16 protein-coding genes and 1 pseudogene are annotated in these 20,580 nt (G+C 64.3%); 8 read left to right on the forward strand and 9 right to left on the reverse strand.

Annotation, left to right across the window (positions count from 1 at the left end; genetic code table 11):
- A pseudogene (locus tag PCJ21_RS12700) lies at window positions 1-333 on the forward strand (UTP--glucose-1-phosphate uridylyltransferase); the annotation flags it as partial.
- Window positions 334-418: 85 nt separating this feature from the next.
- On the opposite strand, the gene scpA reads toward PCJ21_RS12700, so the two are convergent.
- The 4 genes from scpA to PCJ21_RS12720 all read right to left on the reverse strand — a co-directional run bounded on the left by scpA (window position 419) and on the right by PCJ21_RS12720 (window position 6,876).
- Entirely contained in the window at window positions 419-2,560 is a 2,142-nt protein-coding gene (gene scpA, locus PCJ21_RS12705; RefSeq protein ID WP_269931781.1) for a methylmalonyl-CoA mutase, read from the reverse strand.
- Window positions 2,561-2,750: 190 nt separating this feature from the next.
- A complete protein-coding gene (locus PCJ21_RS12710) occupies window positions 2,751-4,754 on the reverse strand; it encodes an acetyl-CoA carboxylase biotin carboxylase subunit (protein WP_269931782.1) in 2,004 nt (667 codons plus the stop codon).
- A gap of 11 nt (window positions 4,755-4,765) precedes the next feature.
- Window positions 4,766-6,298 (reverse strand): acyl-CoA carboxylase subunit beta, encoded by a 1,533-nt coding sequence (locus tag PCJ21_RS12715; protein WP_269931783.1) that lies wholly within the window; start codon window positions 6,296-6,298, stop codon window positions 4,766-4,768.
- A complete protein-coding gene (locus PCJ21_RS12720; RefSeq protein ID WP_269931784.1) occupies window positions 6,298-6,876 on the reverse strand; it encodes a biotin transporter BioY in 579 nt (192 codons plus the stop codon). The genes PCJ21_RS12715 and PCJ21_RS12720 overlap by 1 nt, the downstream gene beginning before the upstream one ends.
- Window positions 6,877-7,040: 164 nt before the next feature.
- Here PCJ21_RS12720 and PCJ21_RS12725 point away from each other — a divergent pair, with 164 nt between their 5' ends.
- On the forward strand, window positions 7,041-8,453 hold the full coding sequence (locus tag PCJ21_RS12725) for a helix-turn-helix domain-containing protein (RefSeq protein ID WP_269931785.1): 1,413 nt from the start codon (window positions 7,041-7,043) through the stop codon (window positions 8,451-8,453).
- Window positions 8,454-8,678: 225 nt separating this feature from the next.
- Here PCJ21_RS12725 and PCJ21_RS12730 read toward each other — a convergent pair whose 3' ends face one another.
- Window positions 8,679-9,032, reverse strand: a complete 354-nt coding sequence (locus PCJ21_RS12730; RefSeq protein ID WP_269931786.1) for a DUF423 domain-containing protein — start codon at window positions 9,030-9,032, stop codon at window positions 8,679-8,681.
- Window positions 9,033-9,395: 363 nt separating this feature from the next.
- On the opposite strand from PCJ21_RS12730, the gene PCJ21_RS12735 reads away from it, so the two are divergent.
- Complete coding sequence (locus tag PCJ21_RS12735; protein ID WP_269931787.1) at window positions 9,396-11,702, forward strand: Tex family protein; 2,307 nt, start codon at window positions 9,396-9,398, stop codon at window positions 11,700-11,702.
- 347 nt (window positions 11,703-12,049) lie between these two features.
- On the forward strand, window positions 12,050-13,267 hold the full coding sequence (locus tag PCJ21_RS12740; protein ID WP_269931788.1) for an argininosuccinate synthase: 1,218 nt from the start codon (window positions 12,050-12,052) through the stop codon (window positions 13,265-13,267).
- A 170-nt stretch (window positions 13,268-13,437) separates the two neighbouring features.
- Here the strand turns inward: PCJ21_RS12740 and PCJ21_RS12745 are convergent, their stop codons facing one another.
- Together PCJ21_RS12745 and PCJ21_RS12750 are read right to left on the reverse strand one after the other, a co-directional pair.
- Window positions 13,438-13,956 carry a hypothetical protein gene (locus PCJ21_RS12745; protein ID WP_269931789.1) on the reverse strand — a complete coding sequence of 173 codons (519 nt, stop codon included), beginning with the start codon at window positions 13,954-13,956 and terminating at the stop codon, window positions 13,438-13,440.
- A 127-nt stretch (window positions 13,957-14,083) separates the two neighbouring features.
- Window positions 14,084-14,902, reverse strand: coding sequence for a lytic murein transglycosylase (locus PCJ21_RS12750; protein WP_269931790.1), 819 nt, complete (start codon window positions 14,900-14,902; stop codon window positions 14,084-14,086).
- 531 nt (window positions 14,903-15,433) lie between these two features.
- Here PCJ21_RS12750 and PCJ21_RS12755 point away from each other — a divergent pair.
- From PCJ21_RS12755 to rpsP, 4 genes are all read left to right on the forward strand, one after another.
- Window positions 15,434-16,357 (forward strand): glycosyltransferase, encoded by a 924-nt coding sequence (locus PCJ21_RS12755; protein ID WP_269932043.1) that lies wholly within the window; start codon window positions 15,434-15,436, stop codon window positions 16,355-16,357.
- 235 nt (window positions 16,358-16,592) lie between these two features.
- A complete protein-coding gene (gene ffh / locus PCJ21_RS12760; protein ID WP_269931791.1) occupies window positions 16,593-18,176 on the forward strand; it encodes a signal recognition particle protein in 1,584 nt (527 codons plus the stop codon).
- Between the two features lie 10 nt (window positions 18,177-18,186).
- Entirely contained in the window at window positions 18,187-18,513 is a 327-nt protein-coding gene (locus PCJ21_RS12765; protein ID WP_269931792.1) for a chorismate mutase, read from the forward strand.
- A gap of 56 nt (window positions 18,514-18,569) precedes the next feature.
- Window positions 18,570-18,962 (forward strand): 30S ribosomal protein S16, encoded by a 393-nt coding sequence (gene rpsP, locus PCJ21_RS12770; protein WP_269931793.1) that lies wholly within the window; start codon window positions 18,570-18,572, stop codon window positions 18,960-18,962.
- A gap of 167 nt (window positions 18,963-19,129) precedes the next feature.
- Here rpsP and PCJ21_RS12775 read toward each other — a convergent pair whose 3' ends face one another.
- Together PCJ21_RS12775 and PCJ21_RS12780 are read right to left on the reverse strand one after the other, a co-directional pair.
- Window positions 19,130-20,035 carry a bestrophin family protein gene (locus PCJ21_RS12775; RefSeq protein ID WP_269931794.1) on the reverse strand — a complete coding sequence of 302 codons (906 nt, stop codon included), beginning with the start codon at window positions 20,033-20,035 and terminating at the stop codon, window positions 19,130-19,132.
- Window positions 20,036-20,206: 171 nt separating this feature from the next.
- Complete coding sequence (locus PCJ21_RS12780) at window positions 20,207-20,560, reverse strand: GNAT family N-acetyltransferase (RefSeq protein ID WP_333474398.1); 354 nt, start codon at window positions 20,558-20,560, stop codon at window positions 20,207-20,209.
- Between the last annotated feature and the right edge of the window lie 20 nt (window positions 20,561-20,580).

Consider the following 20,580-nt stretch of genomic DNA (forward strand, 5'->3'; position numbering starts at 1 on the left):
ATGGTCGAAAAGCCGAAACCGGCCGAGGCGCCGTCGAACTACTACATCAACGGCCGCTACATCCTGCAGCCGGAGGTGTTTGGGCTGCTCGGCACGCAGGCGCGCGGCGCCGGCGGCGAGATCCAGCTGACCGATGCGATGGTCAGGCTGGCGGCCAGCCAGGCGTTCTTCGCCCGGCCGTTCAACGGCCGCATGTTCGACTGCGGCTCCAAGGAAGGCTTCATCCAGGCCAACGTGGCGTTCGCGCTGAAGCGTCCGGGGCTGAAGGACAGCGTGCTGGACGCGCTACGCGAGATGATCGCCGAGCATGACCGCGAGCAGGTTTCGGCCTGAGCGGGCAGTCGATCCGGCTTCGCATCATTCCAAGCAAAAGGCCCGGCAAGCGGGCCTTTTTCACGTGGCAAATAGCTACAAAGCCTCACTGGTTGCGGCGCTTGCCTTCCATCAGGTCGAGCACTGCGCGAGCGGCGTCGAGCACGTTGGTGCCCGGGCCGAACACGGCTGATACACCGTGGTCGAGCAGGTACTGGTAGTCCTGCCGTGGGATGACGCCGCCGACGACCACGATGATGTCCTTGGCGCCCTTGGCCTTGAGGGCCTCGACCAGCTGCGGCGCAAGCGTCTTGTGGCCGGCGGCCAGTGACGACATGCCAACGACATGCACCTTGGAAGCTATCGCCGTTTCGGCGGCTTCTGTGGGTGTCTGGAACAGCGGACCGGCCAGCACCTCGAAGCCGATATCGCCGAAGGCCGAGGCGATCACCTTGGCGCCGCGGTCATGCCCGTCCTGACCGAGCTTGGCCACCATGATCCGCGGTTTCTCGCCTAGTGAGCCGGCAAACTGTTCGAGGCGCGAGACCAGCGTCTGGAATTCCGGCTCGTCGTCATAGGCCTTGCCATAGACGTTTTCGACCACTTCTGGCACCGCTGCATGATCGCCGAAGGCGCGGCGCATGGCGTCGGAAATCTCACCGACCGTGGCGCGTGCGCGCGAGGCCTCGACGGCGGCTGCAAGGATGTTGCCCTCGCCCGACCGCGCGACCTGTTCCAGTGCAGCCAGTGCCGCTTCGACGCGGGCAGGATCGCGCTGGCGCCGCGTCCGCTCGATGCGCTCGATCTGCGACAGGCGCACGGCCGAATTGTCGATCTCCAGGATGTCGAGATGGTCTTCCTGCTCGAGCCTGTACTTGTTGACGCCGACGATGACCTCGTCGCCCTTGTCGACGGCGGCCTGGCGACGGGTCGCGGCCTCCTCGATCATACGCTTGGGCAGGCCGGAGGCGACGGCCCTGGTCATGCCGCCCATCGCCTCGACCTCCTCGATCAGCGCCCAGGCCTTTTTGGCCAGGTCGTTGGTCAGGCTCTCGACATAGTAGGAACCGGCCAGCGGGTCGACGACCTTGGTGACGCCGGTCTCGTGCTGGAGGATCAACTGGGTGTTACGGGCGATGCGCGCCGAAAACTCGGTCGGCAAGGCGATCGCCTCGTCGAAGGAGTTGGTGTGCAGCGACTGGGTGCCGCCCAACGCCGCTGACATCGCCTCGAAGGCGGTGCGGACGATGTTGTTGTAGGGATCCTGTTCCTGCAGCGACACGCCTGATGTCTGGCAGTGTGTGCGCAGCATCAGCGACGACGACTTTTTCGGCTCGAACTCGGTCATGATGCGCGACCACAGCAGCCGCGCGGCGCGCAGCTTGGCGGCTTCCATGAAGAAGTTCATGCCGATGGCGAAGAAGAACGACAGCCGGCCGGCGAAGTCGTCGACGTTGAGGCCCTTGTTCAGCGCGGCGCGAACATATTCGCGGCCGTCGGCAAGGGTGAAGGCGAGTTCCTGCACCAGCGTCGAGCCGGCCTCCTGCATGTGGTAGCCGGAGATCGAGATGGAGTTGAACTTCGGCATCTCCCTGGCCGTGTACTCGATGATGTCGGCGATGATCCGCATCGAGGGTTCGGGCGGGTAGATGTAGGTGTTGCGGACCATGAACTCCTTGAGGATGTCGTTCTGGATGGTCCCCGAGAGCTTTTCACGTGAAACACCCTGTTCCTCGCCGGCGACGATGAAGTTGGCGAGGATCGGGATCACAGCACCATTCATGGTCATCGACACCGAGATTTTCTCGAGCGGGATGCCGTCGAACAGGATCTTCATGTCCTCGACCGAATCGATCGCCACGCCGGCCTTGCCGACATCGCCCTCGACGCGCGGATGGTCGCTGTCGTAGCCGCGATGGGTGGCGAGATCGAAGGCCACCGACACGCCCTGCTGACCGGCGGCGAGCGCCTTGCGGTAGAAGTTGTTGGACGCTTCCGCCGTCGAGAAGCCGGCATATTGCCGGATGGTCCAGGGACGGCCGGCATACATGGTGGCGCGCGGGCCGCGCAGGAACGGTGCGAAGCCGGGCATGGAATCGAGATTGTCGATGCCAGCGAGATCGTCGCCAGTGTAGAGCGGCTTGACGTCGATGCCCTCGGGCGTGTTCCAGGTCAGCGTATCAGGCGACGCCTTGATCTCGCGCTCGGCGAGCTTCTTCCAGGAATCGATTGTCGGTTTGTCGGTCATTGGGGCCTCCTCAGGCGCGGGCGCTCACCCTCCCCCTTGTGAGGAGGGTCGGACCGCAGGTCCGGGGTGGGGGTAAGAGGTACGAATCTAGCCAGTGTGGCGGATGGTAGGGTTCTTAGACCCCCACCCCGCTCCGCTTCGCGGATCGACCCTCCCCACAACGGGGAGGGTAAAGAGGCGCCAGGCGCCATCACTCGAACTCCATGATCAGCTCGTCGACGGCGAGGCTTTCGCCTGCGGTCGCCGCGACGCGCTTGACCGTGCCCTTGCGCTCGGCGCGCAGGACGTTCTCCATCTTCATCGCCTCGACCGTGGCCAGAGACTGGCCGGCCTCGACTTCGTCGCCTTCGCTGACGAGAATCGATGTTACCACGCCCGGCATCGGGCAGAGCAGCATCTTCGAGGTATCAGGTGGCAGCTTGACCGGCATCAGCTTCGCCAGTTCGGCGACACGCGGGCTGCGGACATGAGCGATGACGTCCATGCCGCGCCAGCGCAGGCGCCAGCCGGTGCCCGAGCGCGACACCTTCACGCCGATGGATGTGCCACCGACGGCGAAATTGGCGTGCGGGTGTCCGGGTAGCCAGTCGCTCGACACCGCAAGCGACGTGCCGTCGGCGAACTCGACCATGGCGCCATCGGCGCCGTCCTTGAAGAGCAACGGCAAGCTATGGCCGGCGAGCGTCGCGACCCATTCGGCGCCGAGCGGGCGCTGGTGGTTGGCGAGTGTGCCGGAGACCTGTGCGGCGCGGCGCTGCACCGCATGGTTGATCAGGGTGGCGACCGCGGCCAGTTTCCTGGCGTCTGCCTCGCTCGGGGAAACACCGGCAAAGCCGTCGGGGAATTCCTCGGCAATGTAGGCGGTGGTCAGGCGTCCGTCGCGGAAACGCTGATGGTCCATGACCGCCGACAGGAACGGCAGGTTATGGCCAATGCCCTCGACCTCGAAATCGTCGAGCGCGCGGCCCATGGCCTCGACCGCTGTCAGGCGGTCGGGGGCCCAGGTGCAGAGCTTGGCGATCATCGGGTCGTAATACATCGAGATCTCGCCGCCTTCGAAGACGCCGGTGTCGTTGCGGATCACCGTGCCGTCGTCGCGCTTGCCCTCGACCGGCGGGCGGTAGCGGGTCAGCCGGCCGATCGACGGCAGGAAGTTGCGGTAGGGGTCCTCGGCATAGAGGCGGCTCTCGATGGCCCAGCCGTTGAGCTTCACGTCGTCCTGGCTAAAGCGCAGCTTTTCGCCTGCGGCGACGCGGATCATTTCCTCGACGAGATCGATGCCGGTGATCAGCTCGGTCACCGGGTGCTCGACCTGGAGACGGGTGTTCATCTCGAGGAAATAGAAATTGCGATCGCTGTCGACGATGAACTCGACCGTGCCGGCCGAGAAGTAGCCGACGGCCTTGCCAAGGGCCACGGCCTGCTCGCCCATCGCCTTGCGGGTGGCGGCGTCGAGGAAAGGCGACGGTGCCTCCTCGATGACCTTCTGGTTGCGGCGCTGGATCGAGCATTCGCGCTCGCCGAGATAAAGCAGATTGCCGTGCTGGTCGCCCAGCACCTGGATCTCGATGTGGCGCGGCTGGGTGACGAACTTCTCGATGAAGATCCGGTCGTCGCCGAACGACGACTTCGCCTCGTTCTTGGACGACTGGAAGCCTTCGCGCGCCTCGGTGTCGTTCCAGGCGATACGCATGCCCTTGCCGCCGCCGCCGGCGGAGGCCTTGATCATGACGGGATAGCCGATCTGGTTGGCGATCTTCACCGCCTCCTCGGCATCCTCGATCAGCCCCATATGGCCGGGAACTGTCGACACGCCGGCGGAAGCCGCGATCTTCTTGGACGTGATCTTGTCGCCCATCGCCTCGATGGCTACGGGCGGCGGCCCGATGAAGGCAACGCCCTCGGCCTTCAGCGCCTCGGCGAAGTTGGAATTCTCCGACAGGAAGCCGTAGCCGGGGTGCACGGCATCGGCACCGGTCTGCCTGACAGCGTCGATGATCTTCTGGATGACGATATAGGACTGGTTCGAGGGTGCTGGCCCGATATGGACGGCCTCGTCGGCCATCTTCACGTGCAATGCCTCGCGGTCGGCGTCGGAATAGACCGCCACCGTTGCGATGCCGAGTTTCCGGGCCGACTTAATGACCCGGCAGGCAATCTCGCCACGATTGGCGATGAGGATTTTCTTGAACATGTCTGACCTGCTCACAAGGGGATCGTGTCGTGCTTCTTCCACGGCGCATCGAGCTTCTTGCCGCGCAGGGCGGCGAAGGCGCGAGCGATGCGGCGGCGCGACGAATGCGGCATGATCACCTCGTCGATGAAGCCGCGTTCGGCGGCAACGAAGGGGTTGGCGAAGCGCTCTTCGTATTCCCTGGTGCGCGCGGCGATCTTCTCTGGATCGCCGAGTTCCGAGCGGTAGAGGATCTCGGTCGCGCCCTTGGCGCCCATCACCGCGATCTCGGCGGTCGGCCAGGCATAGTTGATGTCGGCGCCGATATGCTTCGATGCCATGACGTCATAGGCGCCGCCATAGGCTTTTCGCGTGATCAGCGTGACCATCGGCACGGTGGCCTGGCTGTAGGCGAAGAGCAGCTTGGCGCCGTGCTTGATGACGCCGCCATATTCCTGGGCCGTGCCGGGCAGGAAGCCGGGCACGTCGACAAGCGTCAGGATCGGGATCGAAAACGCGTCGCAAAAACGCACGAAGCGCGCCGCCTTTCGCGAACTGTCGATGTCGAGGCATCCGGCCAGCACCATCGGCTGGTTGGCGACGACGCCGACGCTCTGGCCTTCGATGCGCATGAAGCCGGTGATGATGTTCCTGGCGAAGGCTTCCTGGATCTCGAAGAAATCGCCCTCGTCGGCGATCGCCAGGATCAGTTCCTTCATGTCGTAGGGCTTGGCCGCGCTGTCGGGGATCAGCGTGTCGAGGCGCATCTCCAGCCGGCTGGGATCGTCGTGGAACGGCCGGACCGGCGGCTTCTCGCGGTTGTTGAGCGGCAGGAAGTCGAACAGCAGGCGAACCTGCTCGAGTGCTTCGATGTCGTTTTCATAGGCGCCGTCGGCGACCGACGACTTCGAGGTGTGGGTGCGCGCGCCGCCAAGCTCTTCGGCGGTGACGATCTCGTTGGTGACGGTCTTCACCACGTCGGGGCCGGTGACGAACATGTAGGAGCTGTCGCGCACCATGAAGATGAAGTCGGTCATCGCAGGCGAATAGACGGCACCACCGGCGCAGGGGCCCATGATGACGGAGATCTGCGGCACCACCCCCGAAGCGTCGACGTTGCGCTTGAACACGTCGGCATAGCCGGCGAGCGAGGCGACGCCTTCCTGGATACGGGCGCCGCCGGAGTCGTTCAGGCCGATGACGGGTGCGCCGTTGCGCATCGCCATGTCCATGATCTTGCAGATCTTCTGGGCGTGCGTTTCCGACAGCGAGCCGCCGAGCACGGTGAAGTCCTGGGAGAAGACATAGACCTGGCGGCCGTTAATGGTGCCCCAACCGGTGACGACGCCGTCGCCCGCCACCTTCTGCTCGGCCATGCCGAACTCGGTGGTGCGGTGGGTGACATACATGTCGAACTCTTCGAAGGAACCTTCGTCGAGCAGGACGTCGATGCGTTCGCGCGCCGTCAGCTTGCCCTTGGCATGCTGGGCGTCGATGCGCTTTTGGCCACCGCCGATGCGGGCCTCGGCGCGGCGGGCTTCCAATTGTTCGAGAACGGCGCGCATCAGTTCATGCCCTTGTGAGAAAGCCAGTTCCAGGCGGCGGGAAAGGCAATTGCGGCAAGCACGGCCTTGGCGATGTCGCCCGGAATGAACGGGTAGAGGCCGAACGCCAGCACCTGGTCGAAGCCGACCAGCGAACCGAGCCACAGCAGGCCGGGAATGTAGATGACGGCGGCGGCCAGCAGGGCTGCCAGCATCGCCGAGAAAACGTTACGGTCCCAGCCGCGCCCAGCGAGCCAGCCGGCCAGCGGCACGGCCAGCAGATAGCCCGCGAGATAACCACCGGTCGGGCCGGCCATGTACGCAAGGCCGATGCCGCGCTCCGGCGTGCCGGAAAAGACCGGCAGGCCGAGCGCGCCCTGCGCCAGGTACAGCGCCAATGCAGCCAGGCCGCGAACCGGACCCAGCGCCAGGCCGAGGCCGATGACGACGAAGGTCTGCATGGTCATCGGGACGGGATAGAATGGCACCTGGACCTTTGCCGACAGCGTCAGCAGCAGGGAGCCTGCAACGACGGCGACGACATCCAATGGAGTGATGCGGCTGGCCTGCCTGCTGGCGACGGCTTGGTAGAGCGTCATGATTTTCTCCCGCACTACGAGATTGCAAACAATGGCTCCTCGTCGCGTGCGCGGCAAGGAGCGAAGTGCGCCCATTAGACCCAGTTGGCGCGCAGGAAAACAGTTGAAAGTGTGCGAAAGCGTAATGTACATATTCAAAAAGTGTAAATTGCGAATTTGCAAATATGGTGTCGCGCAAACTCTATATCGGCCGCAAGGTGCGCGAGCTCAGGGAAACCCACAAGGCGACCCAGGCGAGCTTCGCCGAGCGCATCGGCATTTCGACCAGCTATCTCAACCAGATCGAGAACAACCAACGCCCGGTTTCGGCGTCGGTACTGCTGGCGCTTGCCGAGAAATTCCAGATCGACATTTCGGAAATTTCGCAGGGCGACGGCGATCGCCTGCTGTCGGCCTTGTCGGAGGCGCTGTCCGACCCGTTGTTCGAAAATTACGCGCCGAACCTGCAGGAGCTCAAGCTGGTGACGCAGAACGCACCGGGTTTCGCCCGCGCGCTGATTTCGGCCCACCAGGCCTATCGCCGCAACAGCGAGCAGCTTGCCAGCCTCGACGACACGCTCGGCAGGAGCGTCGGCCTGACCGAGCCGACGCCATATGAGGAAGTGCGCGACTTCTTCCACTTCGTCGACAACTACATCCACGGCATCGATGTCGCCGGCGAGCGGTTGGCCGGCGAGCTCGGCGTCGGCGAGCGCGACAGCTATGCGGCGCTGGCCGAGCACCTCGAGGCGCGCCATGGCGTGCGCATCGCCCGGGCCGACGCCAATGACGATGCGCTGCGCCGCTTCGACGCCAAGTCGGGCGTGCTGTTCCTCAACCCCTATTCGCCCGTGGCGACGCGCACCTTCCAGATTGCCTTCCAGATCGCCGAGCTTGAGATGGAGCCTGTGGTCGCGCAGGTGGCCCGTTCGGCCGAATTCCGCACCGGCGAGGCGCTGGAAATCTGTAAGATGGGGCTGCGCAACTATTTCGCCGGGGCGCTTACCCTCCCCTACCAGGCCTTCATGCGCGCGGCCGGCGAACTGCGTCACGACCTGGAGCTGATGGCGGCGCATTTCGGCGCCTCGATCGAGCAAGTGGCGCATCGCCTGAGCACCTTGCAGCGGCCCGGACACAAGGGCGTACCAATCTTCTTTGCCCGTATCGACCGCGCCGGTAACATCACCAAGCGCCACAGCGCCGCCAAGCTGCAGTTCGCGCGTTTCGGCGCCGCCTGCCCGTTGTGGAACGTACATCAGGCCTTCGAGCAGCCGGGACGCATCATCCGCCAGCTGGCCGAGACGCCCGACGGCGCGCGCTATCTGTGCATAGCCACGGAGATTTCCAAGGGCGGCGGCGGCTTCAATGCACCGCATCGCCGCTATGCCCTCGCGCTCGGCTGCGAGGTCGCATACGCCAAGGACTTCGTCTACGCCGACGGGCTTGAGTTGGGCAGCAAGACGGCGTTCGATCCAATCGGCATTTCATGCCGCATCTGCGAGCGCACGAATTGCCAGCAGCGCGCCGTGCCGCCGCTCAAGCGCCGGCTGGTCATCGACAAGGACATCCGCCACCCGCTGCCCTATCGGATCGGCTGACGTTCGGCTGCACGATTTCGTAGGTGCCGAGCTGCCCCTCACCCTTACTCTCTCCCCGTGGAGAACGGGGAGAGGGAGGCGTCAGCGTGGCGCTCTTTCACGGAAGGGCCATTTAACTCCATAGGGGATGGTTGGCGGGGCAGCTCCGTAGCGTTCCTTCTCCCCGTCATTACGGGGAGAAGGTGCCCGAAGGGCGGATGAGGGGCGGCGTAAGCCTCTCAAATACTAGCTTTTGCGCGCCAACAGCCCGCCGACCGCAAGCATCAGCCACCCAACGATCATCCCGGTGCCGCCGAGAGGCGCTGCGAACGGAAACAGGCGCTGCCCGAGATAGTCGCGTGCCAGAAGGTCGCCTGAAAACAACAGAACCGCGACCACCAGGATCACCGCGCCGACATGCAACACTCGGCTTCCGGCTACGAGCAGCGACAGGGCGATCAGAATGGGCGCATGAAACAGCAGGAAGTTGGCCGCAGTGGCGACATTGGTGCTGCCGCCATGGCTGGCAGCCGCCGACAGCGCCACGCCAGCCGCGCCAAACAGCGCCGCCGCGACAAACAGAACTCGGTCGAATTTCATTTTTTGTTCCCATTCCGACTGTTGGCAAGTACCCCCACCCCTAACCCCTCCCCACAAGGGGGAAGGGAATTCCGGCGACCGTCCCTGCTTCCCTGTCGGTCAAGTCCGGGCGAGGAAAGGAAGCGGCTCGTAGCTATCGTCCCCCTCGCCCTTGTGGGGAGGGGTCAGGTGTGGGGGTATCCTTCGCCATCATACCCGGGAGAGTCGTCAAGCCGCGCGCCAAATTTCCATGCGTTGCCGCGCCGATTGCCGCAGCCCTGCCGCTTTTTCTGTGGAGCCTGAGACGGCGCGGGAAAATGCCCGTTTGGCGTTCCGGCCATCCGTCACTATGTTCGCGCACCGTTCAACAGGCACCAGGATTCCATGGCTGGCGACAACAGGAAAATCGCTGCGATCATCGCAGCCGAGATCAACGCGAAGCCGGAGCAGGTCGTGGCGGCGGTCGGGCTGCTCGACGAGGGCGCGACGGTGCCGTTCGTCGCGCGCTACCGCAAGGAGGTCACCGGCGGTCTCGACGACACCCAGTTGCGCGATCTCTCCGAGCGCCTTGTCTATCTGCGCGAGCTCGAAGCACGCCGCGCGGCAATCGTCGAATCGATCTCCAGCCAGGGCAAGCTGACCGACGATCTGGCGGTTCGTATCGCTACCGTAACGACCAAGGCCGAGCTTGAGGACATCTATCTGCCCTACAAGCCCAAGCGCCGCACCAAGGCGGAGATTGCCCGCGAGCGCGGCCTCGGCCCGCTCGCCGAAGCCATCCTCGCCGACCGATCGAAGGTGCCGGCCGAACTGGCGGTTGCCTATGTCGCCGGCGAGGTGGCCGACGTGAAGGCAGCGCTCGAAGGCGCGCGCGACATCGTCGCCGAAGGCATTTCTGAAAACGCCGAGCTTCTGGGCCGCCTGCGCACCCACATGAAGGAGCGCGCGGTGATGCGGGCCCGCGTCGTCGATGGCAAGCAGGAGACCGGGGCAAAATTCTCCGACTATTTCGACCATTCCGAGCGCTGGGCCAATGTGCCCAGCCACCGCGCACTCGCCATGCTGCGCGGCCGCAACGAGGATGTGCTGTCGCTCGATCTCGAGATCGACGCCGACGACACCTCGCCGGTCAAGCCGGTCGAGCGGATGATCGCTGCCGCCTACCAGATCGGCGCGACGCTTCCGGGCGACCAGTGGCTGATGACGGTCGCCGGCTGGACCTGGCGGGTGAAGCTGTCGCTGTCCTTGTCGCTTGACCTGATGCGTGACCTGCGCGAGGCCGCCGAGGAAGAGGCGATCCGCGTCTTCTCGCGCAATCTCAAGGACCTGCTGCTCGCCGCTCCCGCCGGTTCGCGCGCCACCATGGGGCTTGATCCGGGCATCCGCACAGGCGTCAAGGTCGCGGTCATCGACGCCACCGGCAAGGTGCTCGACACCACCACCGTCTACCCGTTCCCGCCGAAGAACGACGTGCGCGGCACCCAGGCCGAGCTTGCCCAGCTGATCCTTCGCCACAAGGTCGAGCTGATCGCCATCGGCAACGGCACTGGCAGCCGCGAGACCGAGCGCCTGGTCGCTGACATGCTGACGGACATGCCCGCGCCAAAGCCAACCAAGGTCATCGTCAGCGAGGCCGGCGCGTCGGTCTATTCGGCGTCGGCCACGGCTGCCGCCGAATTCCCAAATCTCGATGTGTCGCTGCGTGGCGCGGTGTCGATCGCGCGCCGCCTGCAGGATCCGCTCGCCGAACTGGTCAAGATCGAGCCCAAGTCGATCGGCGTCGGCCAGTACCAGCACGACGTCGACCAGTATCGGCTTGGCCGCTCGCTCGAAGCCGTGGTCGAAGACGCGGTGAACGCCGTCGGCGTCGACCTCAACACGGCGTCCGCTCCCCTTCTCGCCCGCGTCTCGGGCCTCGGGCCGTCGCTTGCCGAGTCGATCGTTGCCTATCGCGACGCCTCAGGTGCCTTTGCCACGCGCCGCGACCTGCTTGCCGTGCCCAGGCTCGGTCAGCGCGCCTTCGAGCAGTGCGCCGGCTTCCTGCGCATCCGCGACGGCAAGGAGCCGCTCGATGCCTCTTCGGTCCACCCCGAGGCCTATGGCGTCGCCAAGAAGATCGTCGCGTCCTGCGGGCGCGACCTGCGCCAGCTGATGGGCGACAGTGCTGCCCTCAAGGCCATCGACCCCCGCGCCTTCGTCGATGAGCGTTTCGGCCTGCCGACGGTGCGCGACATCATCGCCGAGCTGGAAAAGCCGGGACGCGATCCGCGCCCGGGCTTCAAGACGGCGACCTTCGCCGACGGCGTCGACGACATCAAGGACCTGAAGCCGGGCATGTTGCTTGAAGGCACCGTCACCAACGTTGCCGCCTTCGGCGCCTTCGTCGACATCGGCGTGCACCAGGACGGACTCGTCCACGTCTCGCAGCTCGCCGACAAGTTCGTGAAGGATCCGCACGAAGTCGTGAAGGCCGGCGACGTGGTCAAGGTCCGCGTCGTTGAGGTCGACATCCCGCGCAAGCGCATCGGGCTGACCATGCGCAAGGACGGCGGCGAGGCAGCACCCCGCTCGGCAGCCCCCGCCAAGGGCCGCGACATGAAGTTCAGCGCCTCGCCCAAGCCGCAGCAGAGCAAGCCAGAGCAGCAAGGCGCGTTTGGGGCCGCCCTGCTCGAGGCGATGAAGCGGAAGTAGCTGGCAGGACGACGGTGGTTTGTTGGGCCAAGTCTCTGTCGTCGACGAGGCGCGACGTGGATGCCCCCTCTCCCCGTCCTTCACGGGGAGAGGGTAAGGGTGAGGGGCAATCTTGCAGCGTTTGCGCTGCCCCTCATCTGCCTGCCGGCATCTTCTCCCCGTGAAGGACGGGGAGAAGAAGGCTGTCCGCGACGTCGTGCCCCTTTCTGCGGAGATGTGAGCGTCGATCTGAACCTGCCCCCTGCTCACCCAGCGGCATCATCGCCCTTGCCCGCTTGGCCGTTCGTGCTTAGAAAGCGCGGGAAACGCGGCCTCAGCCGGCCGCTCGCGAAAGGTGCCGTGCTCAAATGTCCAAGTGGAAAGACGTCAAGAAGGTCGTGCTCGCCTATTCCGGCGGTCTCGACACCTCCATCATCCTGAAGTGGCTGCAGACCGAGCTCAATGCGGAGGTCGTCACCTTCACCGCCGATCTCGGCCAGGGCGAGGAACTCGAGCCGGCGCGCAAGAAGGCCGAGATGCTCGGCATCAAGGAAATCTTCATCGAGGACGTGCGCGAGGAGTTCGTCCGCGACTTCGTGTTCCCGATGTTCCGCGCCAATGCCGTCTATGAAGGCGTCTATCTTCTGGGCACCTCGATCGCCCGCCCGCTGATCTCCAAGCATCTCGTCGACATCGCCCGCAAGACCGGCGCCGACGCGATTGCCCACGGCGCCACCGGCAAGGGCAATGACCAGGTCCGTTTTGAGCTGTCGGCATATGCGCTGAACCCCGACATCAAGATCATCGCGCCGTGGCGCGACTGGTCGTTCAAGAGCCGCACCGACCTGCTCGACTTCGCCGAAAAGCACCAGATCCCGGTCGCCAAGGACAAGAAGGGCGAGGCCCCTTTCTCCGTCGACGCCAACCTGCTGCACTCGTCCTCCGAGGGCAAGGTGCTGGAAGATCCGGCTGTCGAGGCGCCTGAATACGTCCACATGCGCACCATTTCGCCAGAGGCAGCACCGGACAAGGCGACGGTTATCAAGATCGGCTTCGAACAGGGCGACGCCGTGTCGATCAACGGCGAGCGCCTGTCACCCGCCACGCTGCTCGCCAAGCTCAACGACTATGGCCGCGACAACGGCATCGGCCGTCTCGACCTGGTCGAAAACCGCTTCGTCGGCATGAAGAGCCGCGGTGTCTACGAGACGCCGGGTGGTACGATCCTGCTCACCGCGCATCGCGCCATCGAATCGATCACGCTCGACCGTGGTGCCGCGCACCTCAAGGACGAGCTGATGCCGCGCTACGCCGAGCTGATCTATTACGGCTTCTGGTTCTCGCCGGAGCGCCAGATGCTGCAGGCGGCGATCGATCTCAGCCAGAAGGACGTCGAAGGCGAAGTCACCCTCAAGCTCTACAAGGGCAACGTCATGGTCATCGGGCGCGAGTCGGCGAAGTCGCTCTATTCCGACAAGCTGGTCACCTTCGAGGACGACCAGGGCGCCTACGACCAGAAGGACGCCGCCGGCTTCATCAAGCTCAATGCCCTGCGCCTGCGCACGCTGGCTGCGCGCAATAGGTGATCTGAGGTTCCCCTCCCCCTTGTGGGGAGGGGTTAGGGGTGGGGGTGCTGCCGAACGCATCACCGGCGTCTTCAGCACCGGTGGAACTACCCCAACCCTGTATCCCTCCCCACCAGGGGGAGGGAGGCGTCAGCGTGGCGCCAATTCAATCCGGCTTGTCCGTCGGTCCTCTACGCCCCACCCCCATACATATCATCGAGATAGACGCGCTTGGCCGCATCGTCGCGGGCTGACGAGAGGTAGCGGCTGAAGGCCAGCCTCTCGTGGTTGACCGCCGCGAGCTCCCAGACGCAGAAGGTCGCGCGATGCGGCCCGGGCAGCGCAAACAATGAGAAGTCGGACGCCTCCGCCTTTTTGGCATAAACCGTCTCCCACATTTCATTGGCGTTGCGCCACGAACTGACCAGCAGGAAATGAAAGTCGCCGCCGCAACGGTGCAGGATGACGAAGCCGAGCTCGCCCTTGAGGCTGAGGCGTCCGGTCGCCGTCTCGGCCGCCAGGAAGCGCTGCGCCATCGCGCTGGTTTCACGTGTCACCGGCGTCGCTTCTTCTGATATGTCGTACCATTTGAGCAAGCCGCCGCCGGCAGTGACCGGCAACCCCGGCGTCACGGTCTTGGGATAGTGAACATAGCCTTCGATAGTGCCGAATCCCGAGAGATTGGCGGGCAGTCCGCTCAAGCGGTTCATAATTCGATCCTCGTCCGCATCAAAAAAGCCCGGCGTCGCCGCCGGGCTTCCATTTTGCGTCCGAGGCACCGGCTTTGCCAGTATGCCCCTGATATCTCCTGACAGGGTTGTGTCAGGTTGCCAGGGGTCAGTTGCCGTCGATCTCGGCGCCGATGATGGCGATCGCCTGCTGGTAGACGCTGGCTGCGTTCCAACCCTGCAGCGCGCCGAAATTGGCCTGGCCGGGCTGGTAGCCGCCGCCGGAGCTCCAGCCATGGCCGCGCAGGAAGTTGGCGGTGGAAGCCAGTGCGTCGGCCTTCGACCGGACCATGTCGATCTTGCCGTTGCCATCGCCGTCGGCGCCGTATTTCAGCACGTTGACCGGCAGGAACTGGGTCTGGCCGATTTCGCCATGCGCCGCGCCGATCGCGTTGGGGCTCAACGTGCCGCTCTGGATGAGCTTGAGCGCGGCATAGAGCTGGTCGGTGAAGTATTCCGAACGGCGGCAGTCATAAGCGAGCGTGGCGACAGCCGAGAGCGTGTGCTGGTTGCCGAGGAAGCCGCCGAAGCCTGTTTCCATGCCCCAGATGGCGATCAGCGGTCCTGCCGGCACACCGTAGCGGGCCTCGATGCTCTGGAACAGCGCCGCGTTTTGCTTCTTGATGGTCTTGCCCTTGGAGGCGATGGTCTTGCCGCCACGCTTGGCCATGAACTGGTCGAGCGAGAGCTTGAAGCTCTTCTGGTTACGGTCGGCCGAAATCGTCTTGGTTGCATATTTCGTGTCGGCCAGGGCGCTGAGCGCGTTACCCTTGATGCCGTTGGCTTTTGCTTCCTGCGCGAAATCAGCCTTCCATGCCTCGAAGCCGCTTGCGTTGTTGCCGCATTGCGCGGCGTAGGCGCCGCTTGCAGTCGCCGCCAGCACTGCGGAGGCCGCAGCAAAAATCTTCACCTTGGCAAGAATTGCCATGCCCGTTCTCCTGATGCCTGAATCAATGCCCTTGGGAGGGATGTTGCCAGCCGAACGCTCTCTTGTCATCGTTAAGAAGGCGTATACGTCCCCACTGTCCTGCAATGGCTGGTGGCAAAAATCTCGCATACGATCAAGCGGTGAATATGGCGAGAGTGCGGAAAACCGATGGAAAATGCCGATGTTGTGATCGCAGGCGTCGGTTCCGCAGGTCGAGCGGCGGCGAAAGCGGCACGAGGCGCCCGCCGCAACCTGAAGGTTGTGAACGGGGTGTTTTCGATCAGCCCTGCCAGCGCTTGGCCGGGATCGATTGCGACGCGGTTTGTGTGAAGTGACATGCGAGCCGACCGCATCGTCACACATGGTGGGAAAACACCTTGTAAGCATCCATATTTCGCCCCCCGGCGAGACAGCAAGCTCGTCGACAAGTATTAACAGTGCCTGACTAACTGAAATCCGCCATCCGATCTGGCTCCCCCGCATCAATCGGATTGTGTCAATGGTAGGCAGCCTATGCGTATTGCTTTGGTCGTGAGCGGCCCCATTCCCTGCAAGGGTTATGGTGGCAGTCAAAGGCAGGTCGAATGGCTCGCCGCTGAGCTCACTCGGCTCGGCCACCAGGTTGTGGTGATTGCGGGGCGGGTGACCGGGCCGGCAGCGTTCGAGGTGCGGCAGGCGTCCACAGGCGAAGAGTATCGCGAAGCGATCCCGGCCGATGCCCAGTTCGTTCATTTCCACGGACCGTATTTCGACGTGTCCGTTCCGTCGCTCTTCACCAGTCATGGACCAGGCCCGGTCGTTCCCGTGACCGTGCATAACTGGAGTTTCGTCAGCGCCAGCCATGCGCGCAACCGCGGGCGACAATCTTTCGTCTACAACGGGTTTCCCGTCGATGCGTACCGGCTATCCGCGACCAAGAGCCAGCGCCTCGTGTTCCTGGCTGGGATCGCCCGGGCGATCAAGAACCTCAATCGCGCCGTGGACCTGGCGCGGAAGTACGATTTCGAACTGGATATCGCCGGTGGCGCGCGCTGGAAGCTGCTGACCCGGAGCAAGGCTCGAAAACAGCTTGTCTTCTTCAAGAGCCTAGCCCCGCGCTTTCATTTTCACGGCGTCGTCGATGGCGAGAAGAAGCTTGCGCTGCTCGGCGAGGCGTTGGCATTTCTCAACCCCATCGATGGACCGGAAGCTTTCGGCATGGCGCCCGTGGAGGCGATGCTGTGCGGAACGCCGGCGCTTGCCACGCCGTGCGGCGCGATGCCTGAAATCATCGATGCCGAGACAGGCCGGCTCTTCGTCACCGACGACGAGTTCGCCCGTGCCCTTGAGGAGGCCGCTTCGCTGTCGCCCGCCCGCTGCCGCGAGGTTGCGGCCGAGCGTTTCAACATCCAGAAGACCGCGCGGGGCTACCTTGAGCTCTATGCCCGGATTCTGGACGGTGAACAGCTGCCGTGACCGGAGACCGTCACGAAAGCTTGACTCGCGGGCCTTTTTCCTGTCTACAGCGCTCGAAATTCCGCGAAGAGTTCCACTCCGAGCGGCCGACCGGGACGCCCTAGCGGCTACAAACGATCCCGGAGGCCAACACCCGGCAGCGCAGTGCGCCCCCGGGTGCTTTTTGGTTTGGTTCGCGCACGCAAAGGCATTACCTCTCGGTTCGACACCGGTTGGCTGAGAGAAGGGAAGTCGAATGTTTGAATCGCTGCAAGAGCGGCTAGGATCGATCCTGAACGGCCTGACCGGCCGTGGCGCACTGTCGGAGGCAGATGTCTCGGCAGCCCTGCGCGAGGTTCGCCGTGCCCTGCTCGAAGCCGACGTTGCACTGGAAGTGGTGCGTTCGTTCACCGACAAGGTGCGCGAGAAGGCCGTCGGTGCCGCGGTCCTGAAGTCGATCAAGCCCGGGCAGATGGTGGTCAAGATCGTCCATGACGAGCTTGTCGAGATGCTCGGCTCCGAAGGCGTCGCGATCGATCTCAATGCGCCGGCACCGGTCGTCATCATGATGGTCGGCCTGCAGGGCTCGGGCAAGACCACGACTTCGGCCAAGATCGCCAAGCGCCTCACCGAGCGCCAGGGCAAGAAGGTCCTGATGGCCTCGCTCGACACGCGCCGTCCGGCCGCGCAAGAGCAGCTGCGCCAGCTCGGCGAGCAGACCAAGGTCGCGACCCTTCCCGTTATCGCCGGGCAGTCGCCGGTCGACATCGCCAAGCGCGCCGTCCAGGCAGCCAAGCTCGGCGGCCATGACATCGTCATCCTCGACACCGCCGGCCGTACCCATATCGACGAGCCGCTGATGGTCGAGATGGCCGACATCCGCAAGGTGTCGGACCCGCACGAAATCCTGCTCGTTGCCGATTCGCTGACCGGCCAGGACGCCGTCAACCTTGCCAAGAATTTCGACGACCGCGTCGGCATTACCGGCCTGGTGCTCACCCGCATGGACGGCGACGGCCGCGGCGGTGCGGCACTTTCCATGCGCGCCGTCACCGGCAAGCCGATCAAGCTGATCGGCGTCGGCGAAAAGATGGATGCGCTGGAGGAGTTTTATCCCAAGCGCATCGCCGACCGCATCCTCGGCATGGGCGACATCGTTTCGCTGGTCGAGAAGGCCGCCGAAAACATCGACGCGGAAAAGGCCGCGGCGATGGCCAAGAAGATGCAGTCGGGCAAGTTCGACCTGAACGATCTCGCTGACCAGCTTGGCCAGATGCAGAAGATGGGCGGCATGGGCGGCATCATGGGCATGATGCCGGGCATGGGCAAGATGAAGGACCAGATGGCCGCGGCCGGCCTTGACGACAAGATGTTCGGGCGCCAGCTCGCCATCATCTCGTCGATGACCAAGGCCGAGCGCGCCAATCCCGACGTCTTGAAGCATTCGCGCAAGAAGCGCATCGCCGCCGGCTCCGGCACCGACGCTGCCGAGATCAACAAGCTGCTCAAGATGCACCGCCAGATGGCCGACATGATGAAAGCCATGGGCGGCAAGGGCAAAGGCGGTGGCCTGATGCGCGGCATGATGGGCGGCCTTGCCCAGAAGATGGGCCTCGGCGGCATGGGTGGAATGGGCGGCATGCCCGATCTCTCCAAGATGGATCCCAAGCAGCTCGAAGCATTGCAGAAGCAGGCCGAAGCTGCCGGTCTCGGTGGCGGCCTCAAGGGCCTTCCCGGCGGCATGCCCGGTCTTGGTGGTGGCGGATTGCCCGGCCTGCCCGGCGGCATGAAGCTTCCCGGTCTCGGCGGTAGCCTGCCTGGCCTTGGCAAGAAGAAGTGAGGAGCGCGCGATGACCGAGATCACCCCTCAAGCGCAGCTCAAGGAATTGCGCGCATCGATCGACAACATCGATGCGGCGCTGATCCACATGCTGGCCGAGCGTTTCCGCTGCACCCAGGCGGTGGGCGTTCTCAAGGCGACCCATGGCTTGCCGCCGGCCGATCCGGCGCGCGAACAGACCCAGATCGCGCGTCTCAGGCGCCTGGCCGACGACGCCCATCTCGACCCCGATTTCGCGGAGAAGTTCTTGAACTTCATCATCCGCGAGGTGATCAGGCACCACGAAATGCTGGCCGCCGAGCGAAATGGCGGCTCAGACAGGACTACCTCCGCCTGATGGCGGAATAAGCAGACCATACCAAACCCAAGACAGAACTATTCAGGAGTAAGACAATGTCCCTTAAGATCCGCCTGGCCCGCGCCGGCTCCAAGAAGCGCCCCTACTACCACGTCGTCATCGCCGACGCCCGCAGCCCGCGCGACGGCCGATTCATCGAGGCAATCGGCGCCTGGAACCCGCTGCTGCCCAAGGACGGCGACCGCATCAAGCTCGACGTTGACCGCGCCAAGCATTGGCTGTCGCACGGCGCGACGCCGACCGACCGCGTCGCTCGTTTTCTCGACGAAGCCGGCGTTGTGAAGCGCGAAACCCGTTCGAACCCGACCAAGGGCGAGCCGGGCAAGAAGGCCCAGGAGCGTCTTGCAGCCCTGAAGAAGGCACAGGACGACGCCGCTGCGGCCATCGCGGCTGCCGCTGCTGCTCCGGCCGAGGCTTCGGCAGAGTAATCTTTCGCCATCTGGCGATTTGCGGAACGGCGGGTCGAAAGGCCCGCCGTTTTTGCTTTTTTGGCACTCTTTCGACGGCAACAGAGGCGAACGGCCTCGCTGCGACGAGATTCAGTCGCGACGATGGGCTTCTGGAAAGGGCACTGAGATAGCCAACCGACTGTGCCCTAGGAATAGAAGTAGTTTTCGGCCGCCAGCATCGGTGGTGGGGTTTCGCCGAGTGCCTCGAACACCGAGATCTCGCAGACGCGGCACAGGCCGTCCAGCGCCAGATCGTTGGCCTCCATTCCGAAGGGGTCCTCAAGCTCCTCGGACAGCGCGTCGAGCCCGAAGAAGGTGTAGGCGATAAGCGCCGTGAACAAGGGTGTCGCCCATCCGGCGGAAGCGGCCAGTCCGAAGGGCAGAAGCAGGCAAAATATGTAGGCCGTGCGCTGCAAGAGAAGCGTATAGGCGAAGGGCAGGGGGGTGCCCATGATGCGTTCACAGCCGGCCTGAAGCGCTGAAATCGCCGACAGGCGCTCGTCGAGGATGCGGAAATCCATAGCTTCCAGCGTGCCCGTGCGCTTGAGAGCCCCGATCCTGGCGCCGATGCGACGCATGACGGCATCCGGCCGGTTGGTCGCCGCGAAAACGTCGTCCACCGCATCGCCGATAAACGGGCGCGCCGCCTCGCGGGTGTCGATACGGCGCAGTTCGCCGCGCAGGAAATGGCAAAAGGCCAGCGAATCCATCAAAAGCGGCCTGAGTTCGCCTTTGTCGGCGATCATCGCCGTGGCGGCGCGGGACAGGTTCCTGATCTCGAAGACGAGTTGGCCCCACAGCTTGCGTGCCTCCCACCAACGGTCATAGGCGGCATTGTTGCGGAAACCGAGATAGACCGAAAGGGCAACACCAAGCAGCGCGAAGGGAGCGACGCCGGCATTGCCGAGGTCGAGATTGAGCAGCCTGATCGCGGCGACCACGGCCGCGCCATAAAGCGCGAAGCCGAAGATCTGCGGCAGGATGCGCGGAACCACCGAACCGCGCATGACGAAGAACAGTTTTAGCAGGCCGGTGCGGGGGCGAACGATCATCTGGCCTGATACCTTATTCGACCATGGAGAGATCGGCATTGTGTGCCTAAGGGGACCGGAGTGTCACCCTCCAATCGCGACGTCGCGCACGATTTCGTCGAATTATTTCAGGCGTTTGCCGTTGCCGCGCTGATCGGCCGACGGAACCCATCTTGCCAGATGAGAGATGCCTCACCCAGCCGGGCAAGCAGGGCCGAAATGGCCCGGCCGGGCATAGAGGATATCCGGAGGAAGGCCTTCTTCATTGGCGGAGCCGTTGCCGAAGGCTTCAGCGACGAAGCCATGGCGTTCGTAGAGGCGGCGCGCGCCGGCATTGGCCCCGAAGCAGAAAAGTTTCACGTGAGTCATTCCTGTCGTCACGTGGCGCAAGAGCCGGGTGCCGATGCCGCGACCGGTCCAGGCCGGATCAAGATAGAGTTGCGTGAGCCAGTCGCCATCGACGGCGGCGAAGCCGGCGACTGTGCCTTGGAGCGTTGCGACTGTGACTTGCTGCCCGGTGAACAGGCTGCCCCTGACGAAGCGCAGTCTTCGTCAGGGGTATGCAG

Source organism: Aminobacter sp. HY435, from assembly GCF_027568395.1.
Taxonomy (GTDB): domain Bacteria; phylum Pseudomonadota; class Alphaproteobacteria; order Rhizobiales; family Rhizobiaceae; genus Aminobacter.